The sequence below is a fragment of the Micromonospora sp. RTP1Z1 genome, assembly GCF_033804685.1.
Taxonomy (GTDB): domain Bacteria; phylum Actinomycetota; class Actinomycetes; order Mycobacteriales; family Micromonosporaceae; genus Micromonospora.
In genome coordinates this window covers 19559-39827 of record NZ_JAPFQV010000062.1, presented here as the reverse complement: position 1 = coordinate 39827, position 20269 = coordinate 19559, and the positions used below count along the sequence as shown (strand labels likewise).

The following is a 20269-nucleotide window of genomic DNA, read 5'->3' as shown; positions in this document are numbered from 1 at the left end:
TCGGACAGATCAGTGCGATACGGACGGCGAGGAGTCGTCATACATCGATCATCGCGAACCGCTCCGCTCGAGCCCAGCAAGGCATCAACCGGCGTGTATTAGATCCAACCCGACCAAGACGCCCTCTCATAGACTGCGCGGACATCGGTGACCCGGACGTTCATCGCGGAGCTCAGCGTGTTCGGATCCGGCGGCGCCTGTGCTTGCACGCCCGGCTTGTCGTCGGTCGGACCGCCTTCACTGTTGATCACGATATAGCTGTTGTGGAACCGCAAGATCGCCGGCTGGCGGTCCCGCACCACCGTCGCACCCAGCACCCGCTGGTAGAACTCCCGTGAACGGTCCACATCCCGCACGATCAGCAGATGCGTGAGCACCAGCCCACCCTCGGGCTGGAAGTAGTCCGGCGCCTCGATCGCCATCCACGCCTCCCCGGGTCCCAATCGGCAGGGCGGGTACCCTCTTGCGGCGCCGGCACACCCACAGAATTGCTGGGCCGGCGTCGCGAGGCCGGGTCAGCGGCGCAGCCGCCCCTCGCCGCTGCAGACTGCGGCGCAGCGCGGGGGTGAGCGGGATGCGATCGCCGGGTGGATGTCCGTCCCGTCGCGCCGACGATGGCGAAGGTCCACTGTTACGGTCGGACCTGTGCCCGCCGACGAACTCCGGCATCGGGTCGGGTCGGCCCGGGTGGCCCGGCTGGCCACCGTCGGGGCCGATGGCTGTCCGCACCTGGTGCCGGTGTGCTTCGTTCTGCTCGGCGACGTCGTATTTCACGCGGTCGACGAGAAGCCCAAGCACCACCGGCGGCTACGCCGGCTGGAGAACATCCGGGCGACGGGGTCTGCCTGCCTGCTGATCGACGAGTATGACGAGGACTGGTCGCGGCTGTGGTGGGTCCGGCTGGACGGGCACGGCTGGCTGGTGGAGGACCGCGCGGAGGAGGCCACGGCCCGCGCGGCGCTGGCCGGCAAGTATCCGCAGTACGTCCAGCGGCCACCGGCCGGGCCGGTGGTCGGGATGCGGGTGACCCGCTGGTCGGCGTGGGCCGCAGCGGACTCGGCCGAGTGAGAGCTCGTCGGGGGTGTCAGCGGGTCGGGGCAAGGGCGTCGAGCACCTCGTCGGCCCGGCGCAGCGACGCCTGCGCGTCGGCGCGGGGTGAGCCGATCTCCGGATCGAAGTTGAGGTCGACGAACAGTTCGGTGATGCCGGCTTCGACAAGGCTGTCGAGATCCGACCGGATCTGCTCGAGCGTGCCGGTGAGCGGCTCGCGTTCGGCCGGGCCCATCGGGCGCACGCGGATCGCGCCGCGGCAGACGAATCGCAACGACCGGGGATCACGCCCGGCCTCCGCCGCGGCGGCCTTGACCGTCGCGACCGCCTCGCCGATCCCCATCAGGTCCGCCTGGCTGCCGCTGACCCAGCCGTCGGCGAGCCGGCCCGCCCGGCGCAGCGCCGCGGGCGCGTGGCCGCCGAGCAGAATCGGCGGGTGCGGCCGCTGCACCGGCTTCGGCTCCAGACGCGTCGGCGGGACCTGGTAGAACTCGCCGCGATGCTCGGCGACGTCGTTCTGCCAGAGGGCGCGAAGAACGGCGAGGAACTCCTCGGCCCGATGGCCCCGCCGATGCTTGCTCGCGCCCGTCGCCTGATATTCCTCGTCCGCCCAGCCGAGGCCGAGTCCGACGTCGAGCCGTCCGCCGGCGAGGATGTCCAGCGTCGCGGTCTGCTTGGCCAGCACCACCGGGGAGATGAACGGCATGTTGAGCACCGCGACGCCGAGCCGGATCCGCGTGGTGTGGGCCGCCAGGAACGCCAGCGTGGTCACCGGGTCCTGGACGCTGTGGTACGTCTCGCTCCAGCCAAGGTCGGCGGGCACCAGCAGGCGCTGAAAGGCCCACAGTGAGTGGTATCCGAGCTGCTCGGCGCGGCGGGCGACGTGGATCATGTTCTCCGGGGTGGCCCACGAGCCGGAGACGGGTGGTGCGAATCCAACCTCCACCCCGGCACGGTACCCAGCCCTGTCCCCGGCGGAGACTGGAACCGGCAGGTGCGGGAGGGTCGCGTACCTCGCCATCGAGGTAACGGCCGGTGCCAGCCCGCCGGCCACAACTGCCGGGCCGGGTGGCGGCTCACGCAGCGGCGCGGAGCGTTTTGACAAACGCGTTAGCCGTCACTAACGTGTTTCTGGTGATCGACGCGTTGTCTGCCGCTGCTGAGCCCACCCGGCGACGGATTCTGCAGCTGCTCGCGTCGCAGCCCCGCACGGTGGGCAGCATCGCGGCGGAGTTCACGGTCACCCGGTCGGCGATCTCCCAGCATCTGTTGTTGCTGGCGGAAGTCGGCCTGGTGGAGGCCGAAAAAGTCGGCCGGGAGCGCATCTATCGGGTCGTTCCCGACGGACTCCGTCAGCTGCAGGCCGAGATCGACCGATTCTGGACCGCCGAACTCGACCTGTTGGTCGCCGACGCCCACGTCCTGAAGTCTCAACGGATTGAGAGAGACCACTGATGTTCACCAAGACCGTCGTCCTTCCCGTCGACATCGACGAGGCATTCGCTCTCATCACCGAGCCGGAGCGGCTGCGTCGCTGGCAGACCGTGTCGGCCCGCGTCGACCTCCGGGTGGGCGGTGACTACCGCTGGACCATCACCCCCGGCCACGTGGCGGCCGGCACCTTCCGGGAGGTCGAGCCCGGCAAGCGTGTCGTGTTCGGCTGGGGTTGGGAAGGCAACCCGGACCTCGCCCCCGACGCCTCGACCGTCTCGATCACTGTCGAGCCGGTTGCCGACGGCACCCGGGTCACCCTCACCCACGAGGGGCTGACCGACGAGCAGGCGGCGATGCACGCCGAGGGCTGGAACCACTACTTCGGCCGTCTCGAGAAGGCCGCCGTCGCCGGGGACGCCGGCCCCGACGAGTGGTCCGCCGCTCCCGAGCGGCTCGACGAGCTGTCCGCCGCCGACGCCACCCTGGCCGCGCTCCAGACGGTCCTGCGCCAGCTCACGTCCGAGGACCGCGCCAAGCAGACCCCCTGCGCGGAATTCACCTGCCACGACCTCGCCGAGCACCTGTTCGGTTCCATTGTCGCCTTCGGCGCGATGGCCGGCGTCAAGGTCGTGAACCCCGAGACGGGTTCGCTGGAGAACCGGGTGGCCACCATGGCGGCGCAGACCATCGAGGGATGGCGCGCCCGCGATCTCGACGGCACCGTCCCCGCCCCCGGCGGCGGCGAAATGCCGGCCGCCTTCGCGGCGGGCATCATGCCGGTGGAATTCCTGTTGCACGCCTGGGACATGGCCCAGGGCAGCGGCACGCCCCTGGTCGTCAGCGACGGGGTCGTCGCCTACGTCCACAAGCTCGCCGAGCAGCTCGTCCCCGGTGCCCGCGGTTCCTCGTTCGCCGAGGAGGTCGCCCCGGCCGCGGGTGCCGACCCGATGGAGCGGCTGGCCGCCTTCACGGGCCGTCGCCCCGTCGCCGGATGACAGGATCCGACGATGCAGATGCCCAAGCCCACCGACGCTGACAAGCAGTTCTTCCGGTCCGTCATCTCCGACGCCCCGGGGGTCGAGGTCAAGCCGATGTTCGGCAATCTCGGCGCCTTTGTGAACGGCAACATGTTCGCTGGGCTGTTCGGCTCGTCGGTCGGCGTGAAGCTCGCCGCCGACGATCTGGCCGAGCTGGCGACGATCGAAGGTGCGGGACCCTTCGGTCCCGCCGAGCGACCGATGGGTGGATACCTGTCGCTGCCCCCGTCGTTCACCACCGAGCAGGCGGCCGGGTGGGTCAACAAGGCCCAGGCGTACGTCGCGACGCTGCCGCCCAAACTCAAGAAGAAGCGGTAGTAGGGCCGCCTGAGTCGCGAGCGCCGGAAGGCCTCGTGGCGCAGGCGGTGGACTCAGGCCCATTCGCCCGTGAAGAGCGGAGCGACGGGGCGCTCCCGGCGTCCGATCCGCAGATCCCCGAAGATCGTGCTCCGCTCCGCTCGCTCGACCTCCGCGTCCAGGTCGATCCGCAACTCCTCGGAGGCGTCGTGGGCCGCACCGATGAGCACCATCTCGGTCCCGGGGTGGTCGAGAAAGTCGGGCGGGTCGAGCGGGGCGAAGCGACGATCGTGGAACTTTCCCTGCAGCGCGGCGGGCAGCTTGACCTTCTGCGACCCACGCAGGCCGACTCCCGGTGGGGAGGGTGCCTGCGGGTTCTTCACCGTGACGATGTAGCTCGCCTCCGGCTCGATGCCGAGTTCGTGCTGCGCCTCGCCGGGGCGCGGGGGCAGTTCGAGTTCGTACGCGAGATGGGTGTGGTCGTCGTGCCGCGCGATCACGTACGCCCCCTCCGCCGCCGGCCGGGCGGGCGGCTGCTCCCGCCTGTCGCGGGTCTTCGTCCGGTACTCACGTGCCTGCAGTGCACCGTGTAGCTGCTGAGGCCGGTCCACCACCGCGTCGACGAACGCCCAGAAGCGGTCGTGCTCCTCGATGTCGGGCAGACGCTTACGCCCGACCACGAGTAGCCGCAGATGGCGGCCGTGCCACGGGTGCATCACCACCAGCAGCCGCTGGACCTCTTCCAGGGAGTCGACGTGCTCCTCCTCGACCCGGGGACGGTAGAGGAAGTAGATGTCGCCGTCCTCCAGTAGCTCGGCCATTCGCGCCGCGTACCCCGAAACGGCCAGCGGCCAACGCGGCGCGTTTGCTCGCGTACGCCTCGGGCATTCGCGCGACGGAGCACCGTCACACGGGGAGGAGCAGGTTGTGAAGATCCACGATCCGGCCAGCCAGGCGATGCAGAAGGACTACGACGTTACCGACATCGAGCGTCTGATGGGCAAGCGGGACTGGAAGAACTACGACGAAGTGATCAACTGGCTGAAGAAGGAGGGCGACGAGGACCGACGGTTCACCCCCGGCGAGGTGCAGCACATGATCGACGACTTCTCCCGGGCGCGGGACAAGCGGATGGACTTCGTTCGTGATCCGGAGAAGCTCTGCCGGAATCTCAAGAGCAGCCGGTAGGCCCCCGTCGGGCCTCGACGCCGTAGCGGCCGTCGGCGGCGCGGCGGATCCTGCCGCTCGTGACGGCGATGTGGAGCCCGTAGCGCAGCAGCTTCTCGGCGGCCTCGGTGCGACGGCGATGACCGAGCAGCTCGAGTGCGGCCCGCAGCAGCTGCTCCTCGCCCAGGTGCGGTGTCTGCTCCAACGCGTGCGTCAGGGCGTTGGCCACCTCCTCCGGCGGCACCTCCTCGAACCTACGATCGGCGCTGACCTGGGTGGTGCGGTAGCTGCGCGAGGTGTGTGGATCCATGCCGGCGGGCCAGGCGAAGACACCGATGTGGGGATGACGGTGCAGGGTCTCGCGGTCCACCAGCTTCAGCACCTCCGCGCGCCGGTCCTCCCGGGTCCGGGCGAAGCCGAACCGGGCGAGCGTGAGCCGCGCCAGACGGTGCTGCTCGATCGGCCCTTCGGCCACGATGATCTCGCGAAGGCTCTCCCGGACCAGCGACCTGATCCGGGGGTCGCTGCCGATCAGGTCGATCTCGGCCTGCTCCCCGATCACCGTCGGCACGTACGGCAGGAACGGGCTCGCCGTCGGGCTGCCCACCGGCTCGGCGACAGCGCCCACGACCGGCTGCCCGAGCAGGACGGCCGGGGCAACGGGCGCGGCAGGGGCGAGAGACGCGATCGGGGCGAGGGGCTCCTCGGCATCCGCCGGTGGCACGTCGTGTCGATCCTCGCCTTCGACGACCAGCCCCGGCGTCCCCGCGCCGGGCGAGGCGTCGACCCGCTGGGCCGGAACCCGCACGGCGGGCGAGGCACCGGCCGCCGCCGGCAGTAGCCCATCGGAGGACGCCCGCCCCTGCGAGGAATCGAGCGCGGCCTGTTCCGGCGCCGGCGGCTCGGCGCACTCCGGCTCCTCTTCGGGCGCGTTGGCGGCGGTCACCGCGGCGTCGATCTGGTCGAGGATCGCGGCGCGGTCGCGGATCCACGACGGCAGCCAGAAGCGGACCATCGCCGGCCAGCCCATGATCGAGCGCAGCAGGCTGGGCGCCGAGTCCCGGTCCGCCACGGTCGGTCGGCCGCTCCACTCGGGACCGTCCAGCATGACGGCGACCTGCCAGCGCGGCGCGCCGGGCGCCCGTACGGCGATGTCGACCGTGAAGTCGGAGAGACCGTGGGAGGTGCGGACCTCGTGGCCACGGGCGCGGACGGCGGCGGCGACCTCGTCGCGGACGCGGCTGCGCCGCTCCGCGCGGTCGGTGGCCAGGTCGCCGAGCCGGTCGACGCCGGCGGCGGCCATTTCGCAGTACGCGCGCAGGTGCTGGGTACCCACCGCCGAGGTCCGGGACAGGTCGATGTCGGACGGGTCGAACGAGGAGTAGAGGACCACCTGGCGCCGGGCCCGGGTGATCGCGACGTTCAACCGCCGCTCGCCGCCGGCCTGGCTGAGCGGTCCGAAGTTGAGCGGCAACTGGCCGGTCTCCGGGTTGGTGAAGAAGGCCAGGGAGAACAGCACGATGTCGCGTTCGTCGCCCTGCACGTTCTCCAGGTTCTTGACGAAGATGGGTTCCGCGACGGCGCCCGACAGGTGCTCGCGTACCAGGGGGTCGGGGCTCTCCTCGAGCAGGTTGAGGATGAGGTCACGCTGCTGGATGTTGAAGGTGACCACGCCGATGGACTGGGCGGCGGTGGCCGGGTCGTGCAGCCTTCGGGTGATCTCGTCGAGGATGGCGCGGGCCTCGACCTCGTTGGTCCGCGATCCGCCGCGGTCGTACTGTCCGTCGACCCGCCGCCAGGTGATGCCGGCGGAGTCGCCGGCCCCCGGCGACGGCAGGCTGGAGAGCTTGCTGTCGTAGTAGTAGCGGTTGGAGAAGGCGATCAGCGACTCGTCGTGGCTGCGGTAGTGCCAGGAGAGCCACCGCTGCGGGAGCCCGGATTCGACCGCCTCGCTGAGGATGCTCTCCAGGTCCTCGGGCACGGGCCCGTCGCCGTCGTCCGCCTCGTCCGGGGTGTGGGTGGCCTGCATGATGCTGGACGGTGGCATCTGTCGGGAGTCCCCGACCACCACCACCGCACGTCCCCGGCCCATCGCGCCGACTGACTCGGCGACGCGGATCTGGGAGGCCTCGTCGAAGATGACCAGGTCGAAGCGCTGGCTTCCGGGGGCGAGGAAGTTCGCGGCCGACGCGGGGCTGACCAGTACGCACGGAGTCAGCGCGAGGACCACGTCCGGGTACTGCGCGAACAGCTCGCGGAACGACTTCCCGCCCCGCTTGCGGCGCAATTCGGCGGCGAAGTCGGCGAAGCGGCCGCGGCGTTCCGACGGGCTGAAGGGGCGCCGGCGCACGAGGACGGAGGGAAGGTGCTCGGGCAACGCGGCGCGGAGCTGACCGGCGGCGGCCTCGAACTGGACGATCTCGTCGTCGTGCAGCTCCGGGTCGAAGTACTGCAGCCCGCCGGCGCGTACCCGCTCGGCCAGCGAGGCGGCCGCGACACCCCGCCGGTAGGCCTCCTCGGCGAGCTGCGGGTTGACCTCGCCGCGCAGCAGCTGGTCGCGGTAGTCGACGAGGCCGGCGGAGCCGAGCACATCGGCGTGGGTGAGCACGGTCGCCCAGCGGCGCAGCGGGAACAGCTCCTCGGCCCGCAGCTCGTGCAGCCAGGTCGCCCCGTCGCGCTGCCAGGCGTCGAGCCAGTGCGAGGTGGCCGCCCAGCGGGCCAGTTCCGGTGCACCGCAGCGCAGCACCCCCTGCCAGGCGCGCCACCGCGCGGCGGCGCGGTCGATCAGAACGGCTTCAGCCTCGCCGATCCCCCGGTGGAACAGTTCCCACGCCGTGGGGTGCGCGGCCAGGAGTACCCGCCCGGCCCGCGTCGCCTCGACGGCCTCCCGCAACCGCTCATCGGCGCCCGGATCGGTGGGCCGCCAGCCGCCCGGCAGGTGCAGACCGCCGAGCGCGGTGAACTGCTGATACAGGGCGGCGGCGTGCGCCTGCGCGGCGACCAGCCGGCCGGTGACCACCTCGACCTGCTCCGGGTCGACGGTGGCGCCGGCCTGGAGGTGCACGGCGAGCCGGTCGGCGGTGGCCTGCCGGCGCTTGCGCTTGCCGAACAGCTTCTTCGCCGCCTCCTGCGCCTCGGCGTGCCAGGTCGCGAGCTCGCCCACACCGAAGACGTCGGGACGGAAGGTGGTCAGCTCACCGGCGAAGCCGTGCCGGAACGCGGCCAGGTCCGCCTGCAACCGTTGCACCGCCTCGTCCCACCGGCGGTCGCAGGCGCGCAGGGTGGTCTGCCGGTCCGGCAGCAGACCGCGTACGGCGAGCCAGGCGGCCGCCTGCAGCTCGCCGATCGCCTGAGGTCCGGGGAGCGTCCGTAGCAGGTCGAACAGCTCCGGTCGGGCCGCGAGGTCGGCGCGGAGGCGTTCCAGCTCGGCGGCGATCTCGGTGACGGCGTCGGCGTGCAGGCCGTCCAGGGTGCGGCAGCCGCTGATCGCCCACGGGTGCGCGGGCCGGAGCCGGGCCGAGCGGGCGGCCGCCGGGAACTCCCGCAGCGTCGTCTCCACCCGGGTCCGCTGCTCGGCCGGCGCACCCAGGTAACCGACTGGAATGGGCGCGACAGGACCCTCCCCGTACGCCAGGGTCTGCTCGTAGGCCGACCAGAGCGACATCCCGGCGGCGTTGTCGGTGTGGACCTGGGCGGGATAGTCCGCCAGCGGCGCCAGGCGGGTGCGGTAGGCCGTCTCGACGGCCGTCCAGGTCGCGTCGCCGCCGTGGTCGTACTGGTCGAGGGCGTCGCGGAGCTGTTGGCGGATCGCGTTGATGGACTGCTTGCGGCCGTGCAGGTCGAGGGCGAACGGTCCGAGGCCGATGTGCTTGAGACGGCGCTTTACCACGTCGAGGGCGGCCTGCTTCTCGGCGACGAAGAGCACCGACCGGCCGGCGGTGACCGCCTGGGCGATCATGTTGGTGATGGTCTGCGACTTGCCGGTGCCGGGCGGGCCCTCCAGGACGAACGACTGGCCGCGCTCGGCCATGACGATGGCCTGCATCTGCGAGCCGTCGGCCGGGATGGGCAGGTGCAGCCCTGCCTCGTCGACGTGGACGTCCTGCTCGGTGCCGGCCGGGTCGTCGAAGGTGGCGCCGGAGGATTCGGCCAGGTGGCGGACCACCGGGTTCTCCATGAACCGGGGCCAGTGGTCGGTGAGGTCGCGCCACATCTGGAAGGTGGAGAACTGCAGCAGCCGCAGGCTGGCGGTCTCGTCGGTGCGGTAGTTGAGCCGGTTGTCGACCAGGCCGGCGTTGATGGCGGCCAGGGTCTTGGCGACGTCGATGCCGTGTTCGTCGAGGACCGGCTGCTCCAGCTCCGGGATCCGGACGCCGTGCTTGACCCGCAGCCACTCGATGAGGCAGTAGTTCGGGGTGGCGACCTCGGAGCCGTCGATGACGATGGCGTACGGGCGGCGGCCGGCGCCCCCCTCGATCCGCACCGGCAGCAGGAACAGCGGCGCGTACGCCTCTCCCCCGGTGGTCTTGGCGTGCACCAGCGTGCCGATGGTCAGGTAGAGGTAGTTGCTGCCGGTCTCCTGTTCCATCGTGCGCGCCTCGCGCTGCAACGAGCGCATCGCGGTCTTGTAGCGCGCCTCGGTGACCGTGCCGTAGACCCGGCGGTCGGTGCGCAGCTCCCGGGTGAGCATCTCGGCGTCGAGATCCTGCGCTCGCCGGGCGCCGGCGAGCTCGTGGACGTGGCTGATGTCGTCCTGCGGGATGATCTGGACCTGCCGGCCGTCGTGGATCAGGTCGTCGAGCAGGGCGAGCGCGCCGGCCGGCACGTGCAGCTCCAGGCCGCGGCCGCGCTTGGGCAGGTTGAGCAGGGGGTTGCGGAGGCTCAGGTCGAGCAGGGACTTCTTCCACTGCTGGATCCGCGCCGGGGAGCCGTCGGACTGCTGCGGTGCCTCGTCGCCCTCGTCGGCGAGCTGCCGCAGCTTCGCCAGCGCCACCCCGGCGGGCAACTCGATGGAGCCCACCGCCCCGGTGGGCGCCTCGGCGTCGACCGCCGGCGGGGCGACCAGCTCGTCGGGCGAGGGCAGCGGCCGGATGCCGGAGCGGTGGGCGAGGTGCACGTCGACGACGCCCTGGAGCCGCTGGCCGTGGCCGCGGAAGTGGGCGAGGCCGACCTGCACCGCCTCGGTGAACGCGGCGGTCTGCGCGCCCGGCCCGACGCGGGTCAGCTCGACCGGCACCGCCCGCCCCGAGTCGACCATGGAGACGAGCAGGTTGGTCTCGGTCACCGCGGCGGAGCCGAGGCGTTCCTCCTCGAGCAGGAAGCCGCCGAGGGCGTGCCCCTCGGTGATGAAGATGAGCGGGTGCAGCCCGGCCGCCTCCAGGCAGGCGGCGTAGGTGACGGAGAGGTCGAGGCAGTTGCCGAGCCGCCCGTCGAGGACGGCGGCGGTGGTGCGGACCTTCTGGCCGGTGTTCTCGAACGACGCCGGCAAGCTCTGGTAGGTGATGTCGAGCTGGCGCAGCGCCTCGTAGACGGCGCCGGCGATGAGCGCCGCCCGCTCGGAGCCGTCCTGGTAGCCCTGCAGGGAGCCCGAGCCGGTGCGGGCGAGCAGGATCTGCGCCGCGGCGCGCAGGACCGCGTTCACCGCCCGGGTGTTGGGTTGCACGAAGGCGGCGAGGGAGTCGTACAGGGCCGGGCTGTTGAACCACTCGTTGTGGGCCAGCACCGCCGACGGGGCGACCAGCCGGACGTCGGGGCGACCGCCGGCGCGGGCGGTGAGCCGGTAGTCGACCGGGAACGCCTCGTCGGTGCGGCCGAGCAGCCCCCGGTCCGGGGTGAACTCGCGGAAGTCGTCCCAGCCGGTGGTCGCGCCGGGCCGCAGCGGCGTGGCGAGGGTACGCGTCCACGGCTCGCTCAGGGGGCCGTCCGGGCCGAGCAGTTCGAGGGTCAGCGACACCTCCGGCAGCGGCGCGTCACCCAGGTTCGTCAGCGTCAGGTGCCGGACCAGCGGCACGCGGTTGTGCACCAGGGCGGCGTTGATGGCCGGCTGCACGAGCAGCCCGAGCGCGAGCTGGCCGTCGTCGGTGGCGAACTGGGCGAAGACGCTGTCGGGCATGGCGCGTTTCTCCAGGTAGCGAGAGGGAGGAGAGTCAGCCTATCGGTCCGTGGCCCCGCGATCGGTCCGCAGGGAGCGCGTCAGCGAAGAACGGTTGATACGTGGGCGTTCACGCACGGACCGGCATCTGCTGCGACAATGCGACGGCCACTCGGGACGTTGCCCCTTACATCGAAGTGCACTACTATTTCAACCGTCTCCACTCAGGCCGCGACTGAAGACGCCGGAAGAGATCCATCACGATTACCTGAACCGACAGTTCGCAGCATTGGTAATCGTATGGCGACTGTCCGGAAGACGCGGGGCGGTCCGATGACCAGGCGCCCGGCGGGGCTCCGCGAAGACGACGCCATGCACGTCAGGCACGCCCTTTCCCGCCTCCACACGTTGAAGATCACTCTTTCGATTTCGCCCACATTGGACGATCGACTCGCTGGCATTTGTCTGCTGCCGTTGTTCACCAAACCGTAACCGCAGGGCGAGGCCGATTGATCGGCGTCACGGAGAAACTGTCCCGGAATGGGTGGGAACCGGAAGGGGTGGGGATGAGGGGGATCCCGGCCGCGTCCCTGGTCATCGGCATTGCCTCCTCACCGGCCGTACGCAGACAGCTCGCACAACTGCTCGGCGGGACCGAGGCGTTCCTGATCGTCTCGAGCGTCGATCAGGCGCGGGAGTTCCTCGACGTGGCCGGGGCGCCCGCCGCTGCGGTGATGGTTCAGCCCGCCCAGGCCGTGCTGCCCGAGGCCGTGGGAAGCACCATTACACCGCCACCACCCGATCTGAGCGTCGACTCCGACCGGCGGGTGCTGCGCTGGCTGGACCGCGAGATCGAACTGACCCCACTCGAGCACGACCTGTTGCTGTGCCTGGTCGGCGCGCCCGGACAGGTCTGGACCTACCAGCGGCTGCACCTCGAGGTCTGGGGCAACGCGCACCTCGGCCGCGGCTCCGACATGCACTCCCTGGTGCGGAGGGCACGGCACAAGCTCGCCCGGCTGGATGCCTCGGCGACGATCCACGCGGTCCGCGGGATCGGCTTCCGCCTCGCCTCGGCCTGACCACCAGTCGCGTCTGAGGCCGCGGCTCGCAACCTTCGGAACCGGTCCGGCCCGCCTGGTCGGAAACCAGGCGGGCCGGATCTGTCAGCTGGCGTCAACTGTCAGCAGCGGGTTGGGGACAGTGCGAAGTTCTCCACCCGCGGGGCGTTGGTGATCGTCGTCTGACGGGTCTGGGGCTGCCAGCCGTCCTTGGCGACGATGATCGTCAGCGGGTTGTGCTTGCGGTCAATCCAGTAGGCGTACTTGCCCGCGGCGTCGGTGGTGAATGTCCACGAGGCCGCCTTCGAGTTGACCTGGACGAGCGCACCAGGGAGTGGCGAGTTGACCCCCTGGCAGCTCGTCCCGGTGACCGTGCCCATCAGCTTGCCCCACGACTTCGGAGGCTGCACGTTCATCGTCACCGCGACCGGCTGCACCGTGTAAGGGGTGTTCTCCTTGATCGAAACCGACCCGGAGTAGGTGCCCGGCTGGTCCACGTTCGCCGTCATCCCGACGGTGACCGTGACCTTCTCACCCGGCGCGAGCGTGGCTGCCGTCTTGTCGATCGTCATCCAGCTGACGTCCGCGGGACCCTCGGCACACTCCTCGAGCCCGGGCAGCGCCTCGCTGTCCGGCATCGCGGTGAAGCTGCCCGAGGAGCCACCGATCTTGTAGAAGCCACACGCGGCGCCACCGCGGTACCGCGGGGTGTTGGCGTTCGGCAGGTTGGACCACGCGTTGGTGGCCGGGTCGTAGGCGAAGCCGGCGTTGGTGATGGCTCCGCCCTGCACGCCGCCGACAACGAGGAGCTTGCCGTTCGCGACGGCGAACGAGCTGGCCCAGCTGTCCGCCGGCGCGTCGGCGATGGCGGTCCAGGCGTTGGCACCCGGATCGAAGGCATAGCTTGCCTTCAGTACCGCAGACCCGTCGTTACCGCCCGTGCAGTAGACGACGCCGTCGATCCCGCCGCAGGACAGGAACGCCACCGACTTCGGGTAGGCGGGCAACGTCTGCCACGTGTCGCTGCCCGGGTCGTACCGGACGACGGCGTTGGACATCGGCAGACAGCTCGCCGTCGTGCAACCGCCGACGGCGTACAGCTTGCCGTCGACGACCGCCTGCCCGGCGGCGGACCGCGGCGTGGGGTTGTCGGCCTTCTTCGTCCAGGTGTTGGCCGCCGGGTCGTACGACCAGGTGGTGCCGTCGGGGCCGGACGCCCCCCAGCCGCCGGTCGCGATGACCTTCCCGTCCACGACGCCCACGGTCATGGCGTTACGCGCACCGGGAAGATCGGCGATCGACGTCCAGCTCTGTGCGATCGGGTCGTAGACGTAGTTTTTCGCCGAGGACGCCGATCCGTTGCCGCCGGCGATCGAGTACACCTTGCCGTCCAGGTTCACCACCCGGTTGTCCATCACGTTCGCCGGGTAGTCGGCGATGTCCGTCCAGGGCTCGGCCTGCGGGCCGACCGCGGCGGAGGTTGCCGTGGCCGCCTTGCCGGACGCCGTCGCGGCGAACGACGTCGGGACGTTCAGCCGCTGCTCCGGTGCGCCGGCGGACGCGAGGACCTCCTGGTTGTTCATCCGGGACCCGTCGGCCCGCAGGAGTACGAACCCGCCGTCCCGTTCACCGAACTCGACGTCAACCGGTGCCCCGCCGGTGTTCGTCACCGTGAACGTCTTGTTGACCTTGCCGGTGGGCATCTGGACCGTCCCACTCACCTCGGTCGGCTGCACCGACAGCCGGCCGGCCGCGAGCTGGAAGTCCGCGGCGATCGCCCCGTGGGCCCGGACGTCGACCTGCTTGGTCTGGCTGACGTAGTTGCCGGCCTTCGCGGTGAACTTGTGCTGGTCGGTCAGCGACGAGAACATCCAGTAGAAGCCGTCCGCCAGTTCGGTGTCGTCCGGCGTCGCCGCGGTGGTGGCCGTCTCCGCGGGCCGGTCGTCGCTGGTGACGGTGGCGCCGTTGATGTAGCCGTCGTCGTTCTTGTCACGGACGTGACCGAGGACCAGGCCACCGTTGGTCGGCTGGCAGCTGACCTGGCTGCCGATCAGCACATTGTCGACCTCCCACCACCATTCCCACTGGGCGTCGTAGTAGTGGAACCGGACCCGGACCTGTGCCTGGCCCGCGGCCTGCGGGATCGGGACCTCGGTCACCCGCGGTCCGCGGAAGTCGGCCGCCTGCCGGAGCACGTTGGCCCAGGTGGTGCCGCCGTCGAGGCTCAGGTCGACATCCGCGCGGTCGGAGCCCAGCCAGTTGTATTCCTGGTTGAACCGGACCACCGGCGCCGTGACGTTGGTCAGGTCGACGACCGGGCTGACGAGCGAGGTGTCCTGTCGCCCGCTGGAGCCGTAGTTATCGCTGTCGATGACCGCGAAGTTGCCGGTGCCGCCGGTCAGGTTGCCGCGGTTGCCGTCGTCGGTGAACTTCCAGACCTGGCCGGTGCCCAGGTGGTCCACCACGGACCAGCCGGCCGGCACGGTGGTGCCGTCGAAGGTCTGGTACACACCGTCGGAGCCGTACCGGTATCCGGGCGCCGTCGTACAGGCGTCGGTGTTGACCGGCACGGCGACGTCGTTCGTGACGTCGCTCGACCCGACCACGACCTCCTTGGTCACGGTCTGATAGCCCGGGTACCGCGGCTCGAACTTCAGGCTGTACGTCGCCCCGGCCGGGAGTTTGACGCTGTAGTGGCCGTCGGCGGGTGTGGTGTAGTCGGACACACCTGACGGACCCTCGACGCTCACCTTCGCGTAGAGCGGCCAGCCGTGTCCGGAGCCGTCGGTAACGGTTCCGCTGACGGTGACGCTCGGCACCGCCGTCAGCGCGACGTTGGTCGTCGTGGTCGCGTCCTTGGTGACCGTCGCCGGCACCGTCCTGCTCCCGTAGCCGAACGCCGCAACGGCGACCTGGTAGTCGCCGACCGGGAGCAGCGACGAGTACTTCCCGTCGGCCCCGGTGGTCAGTTGGCGGCTCGCCGCGCCGGTCAGGGTCACCGTGGCACCGGCGATCGGCGCATTGGTGGCCGCGTCCGTGACCGTGCCGGCCAGGGTGCCGGTGTCGCCGATCGGGGCGGAGTTGAGCAGCGCGAGGGCGTCCAGCCGGCCCTCGCCGTAGACGTTGTTGTCGTCCGTGGTGCCGCCGCACTGGGTGTCGGCCTTGTCGACCGCCGAGTTGTTCAGCAGGGCGCGGGTCGCGTTGACGTCACCGACCAGCGCCGGTGCCGCCGACCACAGCAACGCGATCGTGCCCGCGAGGTGCGGGGCCGCCATCGAGGTGCCGTTGAAGCTGGCGTAGCTACTGCCCGGAACGCTCGACCGGACGTTCACGCCGGGTGCCGAGATGTTGGGCTTGATTTCGCCGTTCTGCCCGGCGCCACGTGCCGAGAAGCTGGCGATGTTGTTGTTGATGTCGTAGGCGCCGGCCGAGTAGTTGCTGACCAGGCTGCCCGGAGAGCCGCTGGTCTGGCACGCCGGACCGCTGTTGCCGTTGGACCAGGCCCCGAAGATGCCCGATGCGGTCCAGGCCAGGGTCACGTCCTCCATGAACGGATCGTTGGAGGGCGCCGTCGTTCCCCACGAGTTGTTGATGATGTTCGGCCGCTTGCTGGCGTCCGGGTTCTGACCGTTGAGGTCGGTCGGCTGGAGCATCCACTGGCCGGAGGAGATCAGCGCGGCGTCACTGGGGCAGCAGCCGTTCGCCGCGATCCACTTGACGTCAGGTGCGACGCCGATCTGGTTCGCACCGTCGGAGCCGGCCATCGTGCCCATCGTGTGCGTACCGTGGCCGTTGCTGTCACAGGGCGCGGCGGCGCAGGTCCCGGCGGCGTTGAACCAGTTGTAGTTGTGGTCGAACGTGCCGTCGCCGTTGTTGCCGCGGTAGGAGTTCACCAGTGCCGGGTGGTCGAACTGGACCCCGGTGTCGATGTTCGCCACCGTGATGCCCGCACCCTTGACGCCGTACTGGGACCAGACGTCGTCAGCGTTGATGTTCGCGATGCCCCACTCGAGGGCGTTCACCGTCTTCTCATCGGTGCCCTTGGTGACCTCGGGCACTTTGTAGTCGACCGGCGCGTACAGGCCCTCGACCTCTGCGTGCGCGGCGAAGTTCTGGGCCATCGTCAGGGAGCCGCTGCTGACCTTGATGGCGTTGGTCGCCCAGAAGGTCTGGTACTTCGCGCCCGCACCGTCGAGCTCACCTCGGATCTTGGCCTGGCTGTCGGCGGCGGTCTTCTTCAATGCGTCCGCGACCGCGGTGCCACGCTTGGCCCAGTCCTTGATCGCACCGGCCTGACTCAGGTCCCCGTGGTCGTTGAAGCGGATCCAGAAGTCGCCCTCGCTCTTGGCCTGGAGCTGCTTCGCAAGCTCCGGACGAATCTTGTCCCCCGCCGTAGCCGCACCCTGTCCTGTCCCGGCCAGCGCGGCCTGCGCGCCTGAACCGGTGGTGGCCAAGCCTGTCGTGGCGAGAAGGATCGCCGCGCCGGCGCTCACCAGAGATCTGGCTATCCGGCTCCTGTGTGGACGTCTCAGCATCGTGCCACGCCTCCCTCAGAACGACCCGGGGTTGATCGAGCCATGGTGAAGGGTGCAGGAGACTCATCTGCCGTCTGGACGGAACCGGAACTGACGAACCCCCCATGCCCCAGGCACCGCGCGGGTCACGCCGGGTGCCTGTGTGGACACTATGATCTAGGGGAAAGGACGATCAAGCACGTCACGTAAGCAACTTGTCACTATCGGCTGGTTGGCTGGCGGCAAGCTTGACAATTATTGTCACGGTCACGACGAAGCTGGGCAGAAATTGCCCACAGTCTCCGGGTGGGTGCTGTGACCGAGGACGACGAGAGCACCATGCCGGGCGGGTCCGATCCGGCCGAGGAACTGTTCCCGCTGTTGATCGCGGTGACGCCGTCGCCAGCCGAGCGGATCCGGCTCGCGGAGCGCCTCGACGGCATCGCGCCACTGCTGCTGGTCGCCGACCTCGACGAGCTGCGCAGGCTGATCGCGGCCCCGCAGCAGCTTCCCGGGGCGTCGTCCACGCGGGCGCCCGCCGCCGTGCCCGGCACACTGCTGATCGACTCGGCCCGGTCCACCGCCCGCTGGCGGGACCGCGAGGTCGACCTGACCCGACTCGAACACGACCTGCTGACCTGCCTGAATACCGAACCGGTCCGGGTCTGGAGCTACGCCGAGCTGCACCGGTCGGTCTGGCGTGACGAGGGGCTGCGGCGCAAGGCGGACGTGCAGTCCCTGGTGAAGCGGCTGCGGCGCAAGCTCAACCAACTCGGCACCGGCGTCACCATCGACGCGGTGCGCGGTGTCGGGCTCCGGCTGACCGACCACCAGCGACCAAACGTCAGCGGTGCGTGAAGCCTGCCCGACCTGGGTAACCGGCGTCCCGGATCTCGCCGGTCCCTTGAACAGGGCGTGGTCCACCGGCGGGCAAACTGCGCAACCAGTCACCACGTCGCGCTGCGAACCGAGGAGCAGGTCAGTCAGTGGGGAGCCGGCAGGTGAGGATGGCGTGCGAGTGGCGGCAGAATCGGGCGGCGTCGGGCCAGCAGCGGGGTGAACCGCTGCACCCAGCGGTAGACCGTAACGTAGTCGACCTCCACGCCGCGCTCGACCAGCAACTCCCTCAACGTCGCGATAGGACAGGTTGAACCGCAGATACCAGCGCGTCGCGACCACGATCACCTCGGACGGGAACCGGAACCCGGCGAACGCCGACTTCGGAGGCAGCCACGGGTCAGGCCGGGTCGATGACTTCACTGCTCAAGGCTGCCTCGATCTTGCCAACGCTCAATGCAACGGTGCCCTTCGCCTCCTGGAACGGCACCGCGCCTCTGGATGCCTCGTTCGGCGACCAGAAACGCCACCGGCTGTCCCGGGCCGGAAACCGGCGCATCAACCATGTCCTGCACATCATGGCCATCGTCCAGTTGCGCCACGACACCCAGGGGCGTGCGTATTGCCGGCGCAAACTCGCCGCGGCCAAGACTCCGATGGAAGCCATGCGCTGCCTAAAACGACGTCTGTCCGACGTCGTCCACAAGCAGATGATCAAGGATGCCACGGCAGCGAGGACGGGCCCGGGAGGACACGTGGGGGTGACCCTTCATTCCAGCGCGGCCGACCCGATCCCCATGGTCAACACTTCGGAACAGCCACTTCCCGGACCCGCCGAACCCCAGCCTAGAACACCGCTCCCTCGCCGCCTCTTGCTGACACCGAGAGGTGCCGTGAGCGTCCGCTTCGCGGCATGTCAGTGCGTTGAGGGACGCCAGGAGGAAACGCGCCCGGAGGGGCATTACGGCCTGAAGCGCGTGGGGCCAGTGGCGCAGAAGGATGTGGTTACCGCTTCCCCGCCAGGCAGACACTGGCCATCAACCAGCGCTCTGTCCCGCAGCGGCTCACCGAGATCGACCTCGTAGGAGACCTGATCGTTGCCGGGGCACGCTGCAGCACCGGGCTGCTTCGGAGCGACGCTGAAAGTCACGACGACCTCAGACTCGCGCATGTGAATTTCCGGCGCCAAGACCTGCCCCGTGACCCCGTTGTTGCAGCCCAGTCGCGAGACGAGGGCAGTGAACTTCGTGGACGATCTCTGAAGGCTCTGGTCCGGACCGAGACCCCAGACAGCGGCATCGCCACCCGCGCTCGTCTGTGTCGATGTACCCGACTCGGGCTCAGAGGTCCCACCTGATCTTGCGGTGGATGGTTCGGTGGCGGCCCCACATGCCGCCGTCAGGGCCGCCAGGGACGTCCACACCAACACCGAGACAAGTCGAAATCGGGTCATCACGTCTATGAGACCTGATGCTGCCTCCGTCGGTTCCACCCCAACCGCGGAACGCACGGATCTCGGCAAAGTCGGACGTCGGCAGGGCCGGCCGCGCGACTCGCGGCAGATCCGTGCGCCCGATCTTGACGGAGATCCGTTGGTCCGACGGCCCAACGCCGCAGTCGGACTGGACTACGCCGTTGGCCGGACGGGCCCCGCCGTAGCATGTTCCGCCATGCGCCGCATCGTCATCAGGCCACGCATCCAGATTCCGGTCCTGGTCGTGATCTTCGCTGTATGGACCCTGCTGGGCGTCACGTACTTCACCTCCGGAGACGTAGTGGCCGAGCGCGACTGGTTCGGCATCGTGCTGGGATGCCTACTCGTCACGAGCGGCATGGCCGGGATCTGGCGGGCTCTTCGACTCGGCGTGGTAATCGGCGGAGAGGGTGTCCGTGTCCGCGGCTTCGACAGCCGTGACCAGGTCACACCCTGGAGCGCGATCCAGTCGGTCGACTGCGTGCAGATCGACGTACGGGGAGGCTTGCCGCTCTACGCTCCCGTCCTCCGTCTCGGTGACGACGCAGACGCCATGCCTCTCTCGGCGCTCGGCTCGTACTTACGGCAGGACGCCGAGCGCAAGGTCGAACAGCTGCGGAGCCTCAAGGCCAGCGCCGCGCGTTCCTGACCGGGATGCAGAGGCGGGCGCCCGACCAGCGGCTGATGTGCGTGCGTCTTCGGCTTTCGCGAAGGAGAGTGATGTCGGCAACCGACGCTCACGTGGACGACCGTGGCTGACCGCCCCGATCCGCGCGCCGCTGGTTCAGCCCCGATGGTACGCGATGTTGATCACGTTGCCGTCTGGTGCCCGGACGAAGAACCGGCGCACACCCCATGGCTCTGTAGTCAGTGGGTGCACGATCTCGTAGCCGAGTTTCTGAGCATCTTCATAAGCACCTTCCACGTCATCCACCTGGACGGAGATGACCGGGTCTTCGGGTGCGGTTGCGTCGCGCGTCACGAGTTGGACGTTCGCCCCGCTGTCGGGAGAGGTGTAGCGGGCCACCCATCCCATGTTGAACTCCTCGGTGCTCAGCCCGAGGTAGTCGGTGTAGAAGCTCCTCGCTGCCTCAACGTCAGCCACTCGAAGGTCGGCCATAACTCGCATGACCCGCATGTGGTCCTCCTGCTCACAAATGGATGCTCATGATTGTCTTCCGAATGCTGCGGCTTGTCGACTCGCGCACTCCGGTGATGGCCATTCTTCCGTGGCGCACGACGAAGATTACCGAGCGCGACGCGCCACGCAGTCGGGTAGGCGGGACGCATTGCTGCGTCCCGCCCCC

Annotated in this window: 15 protein-coding genes and 1 pseudogene; 9 read left to right on the top strand and 7 right to left on the bottom strand. The window is 69.8% G+C overall.

The window, feature by feature from the left end; translation table 11 throughout:
- Nucleotides 1–98 precede the first annotated feature (98 nt).
- The gene (locus SLP03_RS25385; protein WP_319463143.1) at nucleotides 99–422 is read right to left on the bottom strand and encodes a VOC family protein; all 324 of its coding nucleotides are present in this window, start codon (nucleotides 420–422) and stop codon (nucleotides 99–101) included.
- 223 nt (nucleotides 423–645) lie between these two features.
- On the opposite strand from SLP03_RS25385, the gene SLP03_RS25380 reads away from it, so the two are divergent.
- Entirely contained in the window at nucleotides 646–1068 is a 423-nt protein-coding gene (locus tag SLP03_RS25380) for a TIGR03668 family PPOX class F420-dependent oxidoreductase (RefSeq protein WP_319463142.1), read from the top strand.
- Between the two features lie 16 nt (nucleotides 1069–1084).
- On the opposite strand, the gene SLP03_RS25375 is transcribed toward SLP03_RS25380, so the two are convergent.
- Entirely contained in the window at nucleotides 1085–1996 is a 912-nt protein-coding gene (locus SLP03_RS25375) for a TIGR03619 family F420-dependent LLM class oxidoreductase (protein WP_319463141.1), read from the bottom strand.
- 188 nt (nucleotides 1997–2184) lie between these two features.
- Between SLP03_RS25375 and SLP03_RS25370 the strand changes: the two genes are divergently transcribed.
- From SLP03_RS25370 to SLP03_RS25360, 3 genes are read left to right on the top strand one after another with little or no spacing between them, the layout of a single operon-like run.
- Nucleotides 2185–2505 (top strand): metalloregulator ArsR/SmtB family transcription factor, encoded by a 321-nt coding sequence (locus SLP03_RS25370; protein WP_319463140.1) that lies wholly within the window; start codon nucleotides 2185–2187, stop codon nucleotides 2503–2505.
- Complete coding sequence (locus SLP03_RS25365) at nucleotides 2505–3479, top strand: TIGR03086 family metal-binding protein (RefSeq protein WP_319463139.1); 975 nt, start codon at nucleotides 2505–2507, stop codon at nucleotides 3477–3479. Before SLP03_RS25370 ends, SLP03_RS25365 begins: the two co-directional genes overlap by 1 nt.
- A gap of 12 nt (nucleotides 3480–3491) precedes the next feature.
- Nucleotides 3492–3839, top strand: coding sequence for a TfoX/Sxy family protein (locus tag SLP03_RS25360; RefSeq protein WP_319463138.1), 348 nt, complete (start codon nucleotides 3492–3494; stop codon nucleotides 3837–3839).
- A gap of 53 nt (nucleotides 3840–3892) precedes the next feature.
- Here the strand turns inward: SLP03_RS25360 and SLP03_RS25355 are convergent, their stop codons facing one another.
- Entirely contained in the window at nucleotides 3893–4639 is a 747-nt protein-coding gene (locus SLP03_RS25355; RefSeq protein ID WP_319463137.1) for a hypothetical protein, read from the bottom strand.
- Between the two features lie 106 nt (nucleotides 4640–4745).
- Between SLP03_RS25355 and SLP03_RS25350 the strand changes: the two genes are divergently transcribed.
- Entirely contained in the window at nucleotides 4746–5006 is a 261-nt protein-coding gene (locus SLP03_RS25350; protein ID WP_319463136.1) for a hypothetical protein, read from the top strand.
- Here the strand turns inward: SLP03_RS25350 and SLP03_RS25345 are convergent.
- On the bottom strand, nucleotides 4990–11097 hold the full coding sequence (locus tag SLP03_RS25345) for a DUF4011 domain-containing protein (RefSeq protein WP_319463135.1): 6108 nt from the start codon (nucleotides 11095–11097) through the stop codon (nucleotides 4990–4992). The two genes, SLP03_RS25350 and SLP03_RS25345, sit on opposite strands and share 17 nt — an antisense overlap.
- A gap of 545 nt (nucleotides 11098–11642) precedes the next feature.
- On the opposite strand from SLP03_RS25345, the gene SLP03_RS25340 reads away from it, so the two are divergent.
- Complete coding sequence (locus SLP03_RS25340) at nucleotides 11643–12158, top strand: winged helix-turn-helix domain-containing protein (protein ID WP_319463134.1); 516 nt, start codon at nucleotides 11643–11645, stop codon at nucleotides 12156–12158.
- A 101-nt stretch (nucleotides 12159–12259) separates the two neighbouring features.
- Here SLP03_RS25340 and SLP03_RS25335 read toward each other — a convergent pair whose 3' ends face one another.
- On the bottom strand, nucleotides 12260–16630 hold the full coding sequence (locus SLP03_RS25335; RefSeq protein WP_319463133.1) for a S8 family serine peptidase: 4371 nt from the start codon (nucleotides 16628–16630) through the stop codon (nucleotides 12260–12262).
- A 327-nt stretch (nucleotides 16631–16957) separates the two neighbouring features.
- Between SLP03_RS25335 and SLP03_RS25330 the strand changes: the two genes are divergently transcribed.
- A complete protein-coding gene (locus tag SLP03_RS25330; protein WP_319463132.1) occupies nucleotides 16958–17509 on the top strand; it encodes a winged helix-turn-helix domain-containing protein in 552 nt (183 codons plus the stop codon).
- A 160-nt stretch (nucleotides 17510–17669) separates the two neighbouring features.
- Here the strand turns inward: SLP03_RS25330 and SLP03_RS25325 are convergent.
- Nucleotides 17670–17881: pseudogene (locus SLP03_RS25325) on the bottom strand (IS6 family transposase); the annotation flags it as partial.
- Between the two features lie 20 nt (nucleotides 17882–17901).
- Between SLP03_RS25325 and SLP03_RS25320 the strand changes: the two are divergent.
- A complete protein-coding gene (locus SLP03_RS25320) occupies nucleotides 17902–18573 on the top strand; it encodes a zinc finger domain-containing protein (protein ID WP_319463131.1) in 672 nt (223 codons plus the stop codon).
- Nucleotides 18574–19158: 585 nt separating this feature from the next.
- Entirely contained in the window at nucleotides 19159–19611 is a 453-nt protein-coding gene (locus SLP03_RS25315; protein WP_319463130.1) for a hypothetical protein, read from the top strand.
- 135 nt (nucleotides 19612–19746) lie between these two features.
- On the opposite strand, the gene SLP03_RS25310 is transcribed toward SLP03_RS25315, so the two are convergent.
- On the bottom strand, nucleotides 19747–20100 hold the full coding sequence (locus SLP03_RS25310; protein WP_319463129.1) for a VOC family protein: 354 nt from the start codon (nucleotides 20098–20100) through the stop codon (nucleotides 19747–19749).
- Between the last annotated feature and the right edge of the window lie 169 nt (nucleotides 20101–20269).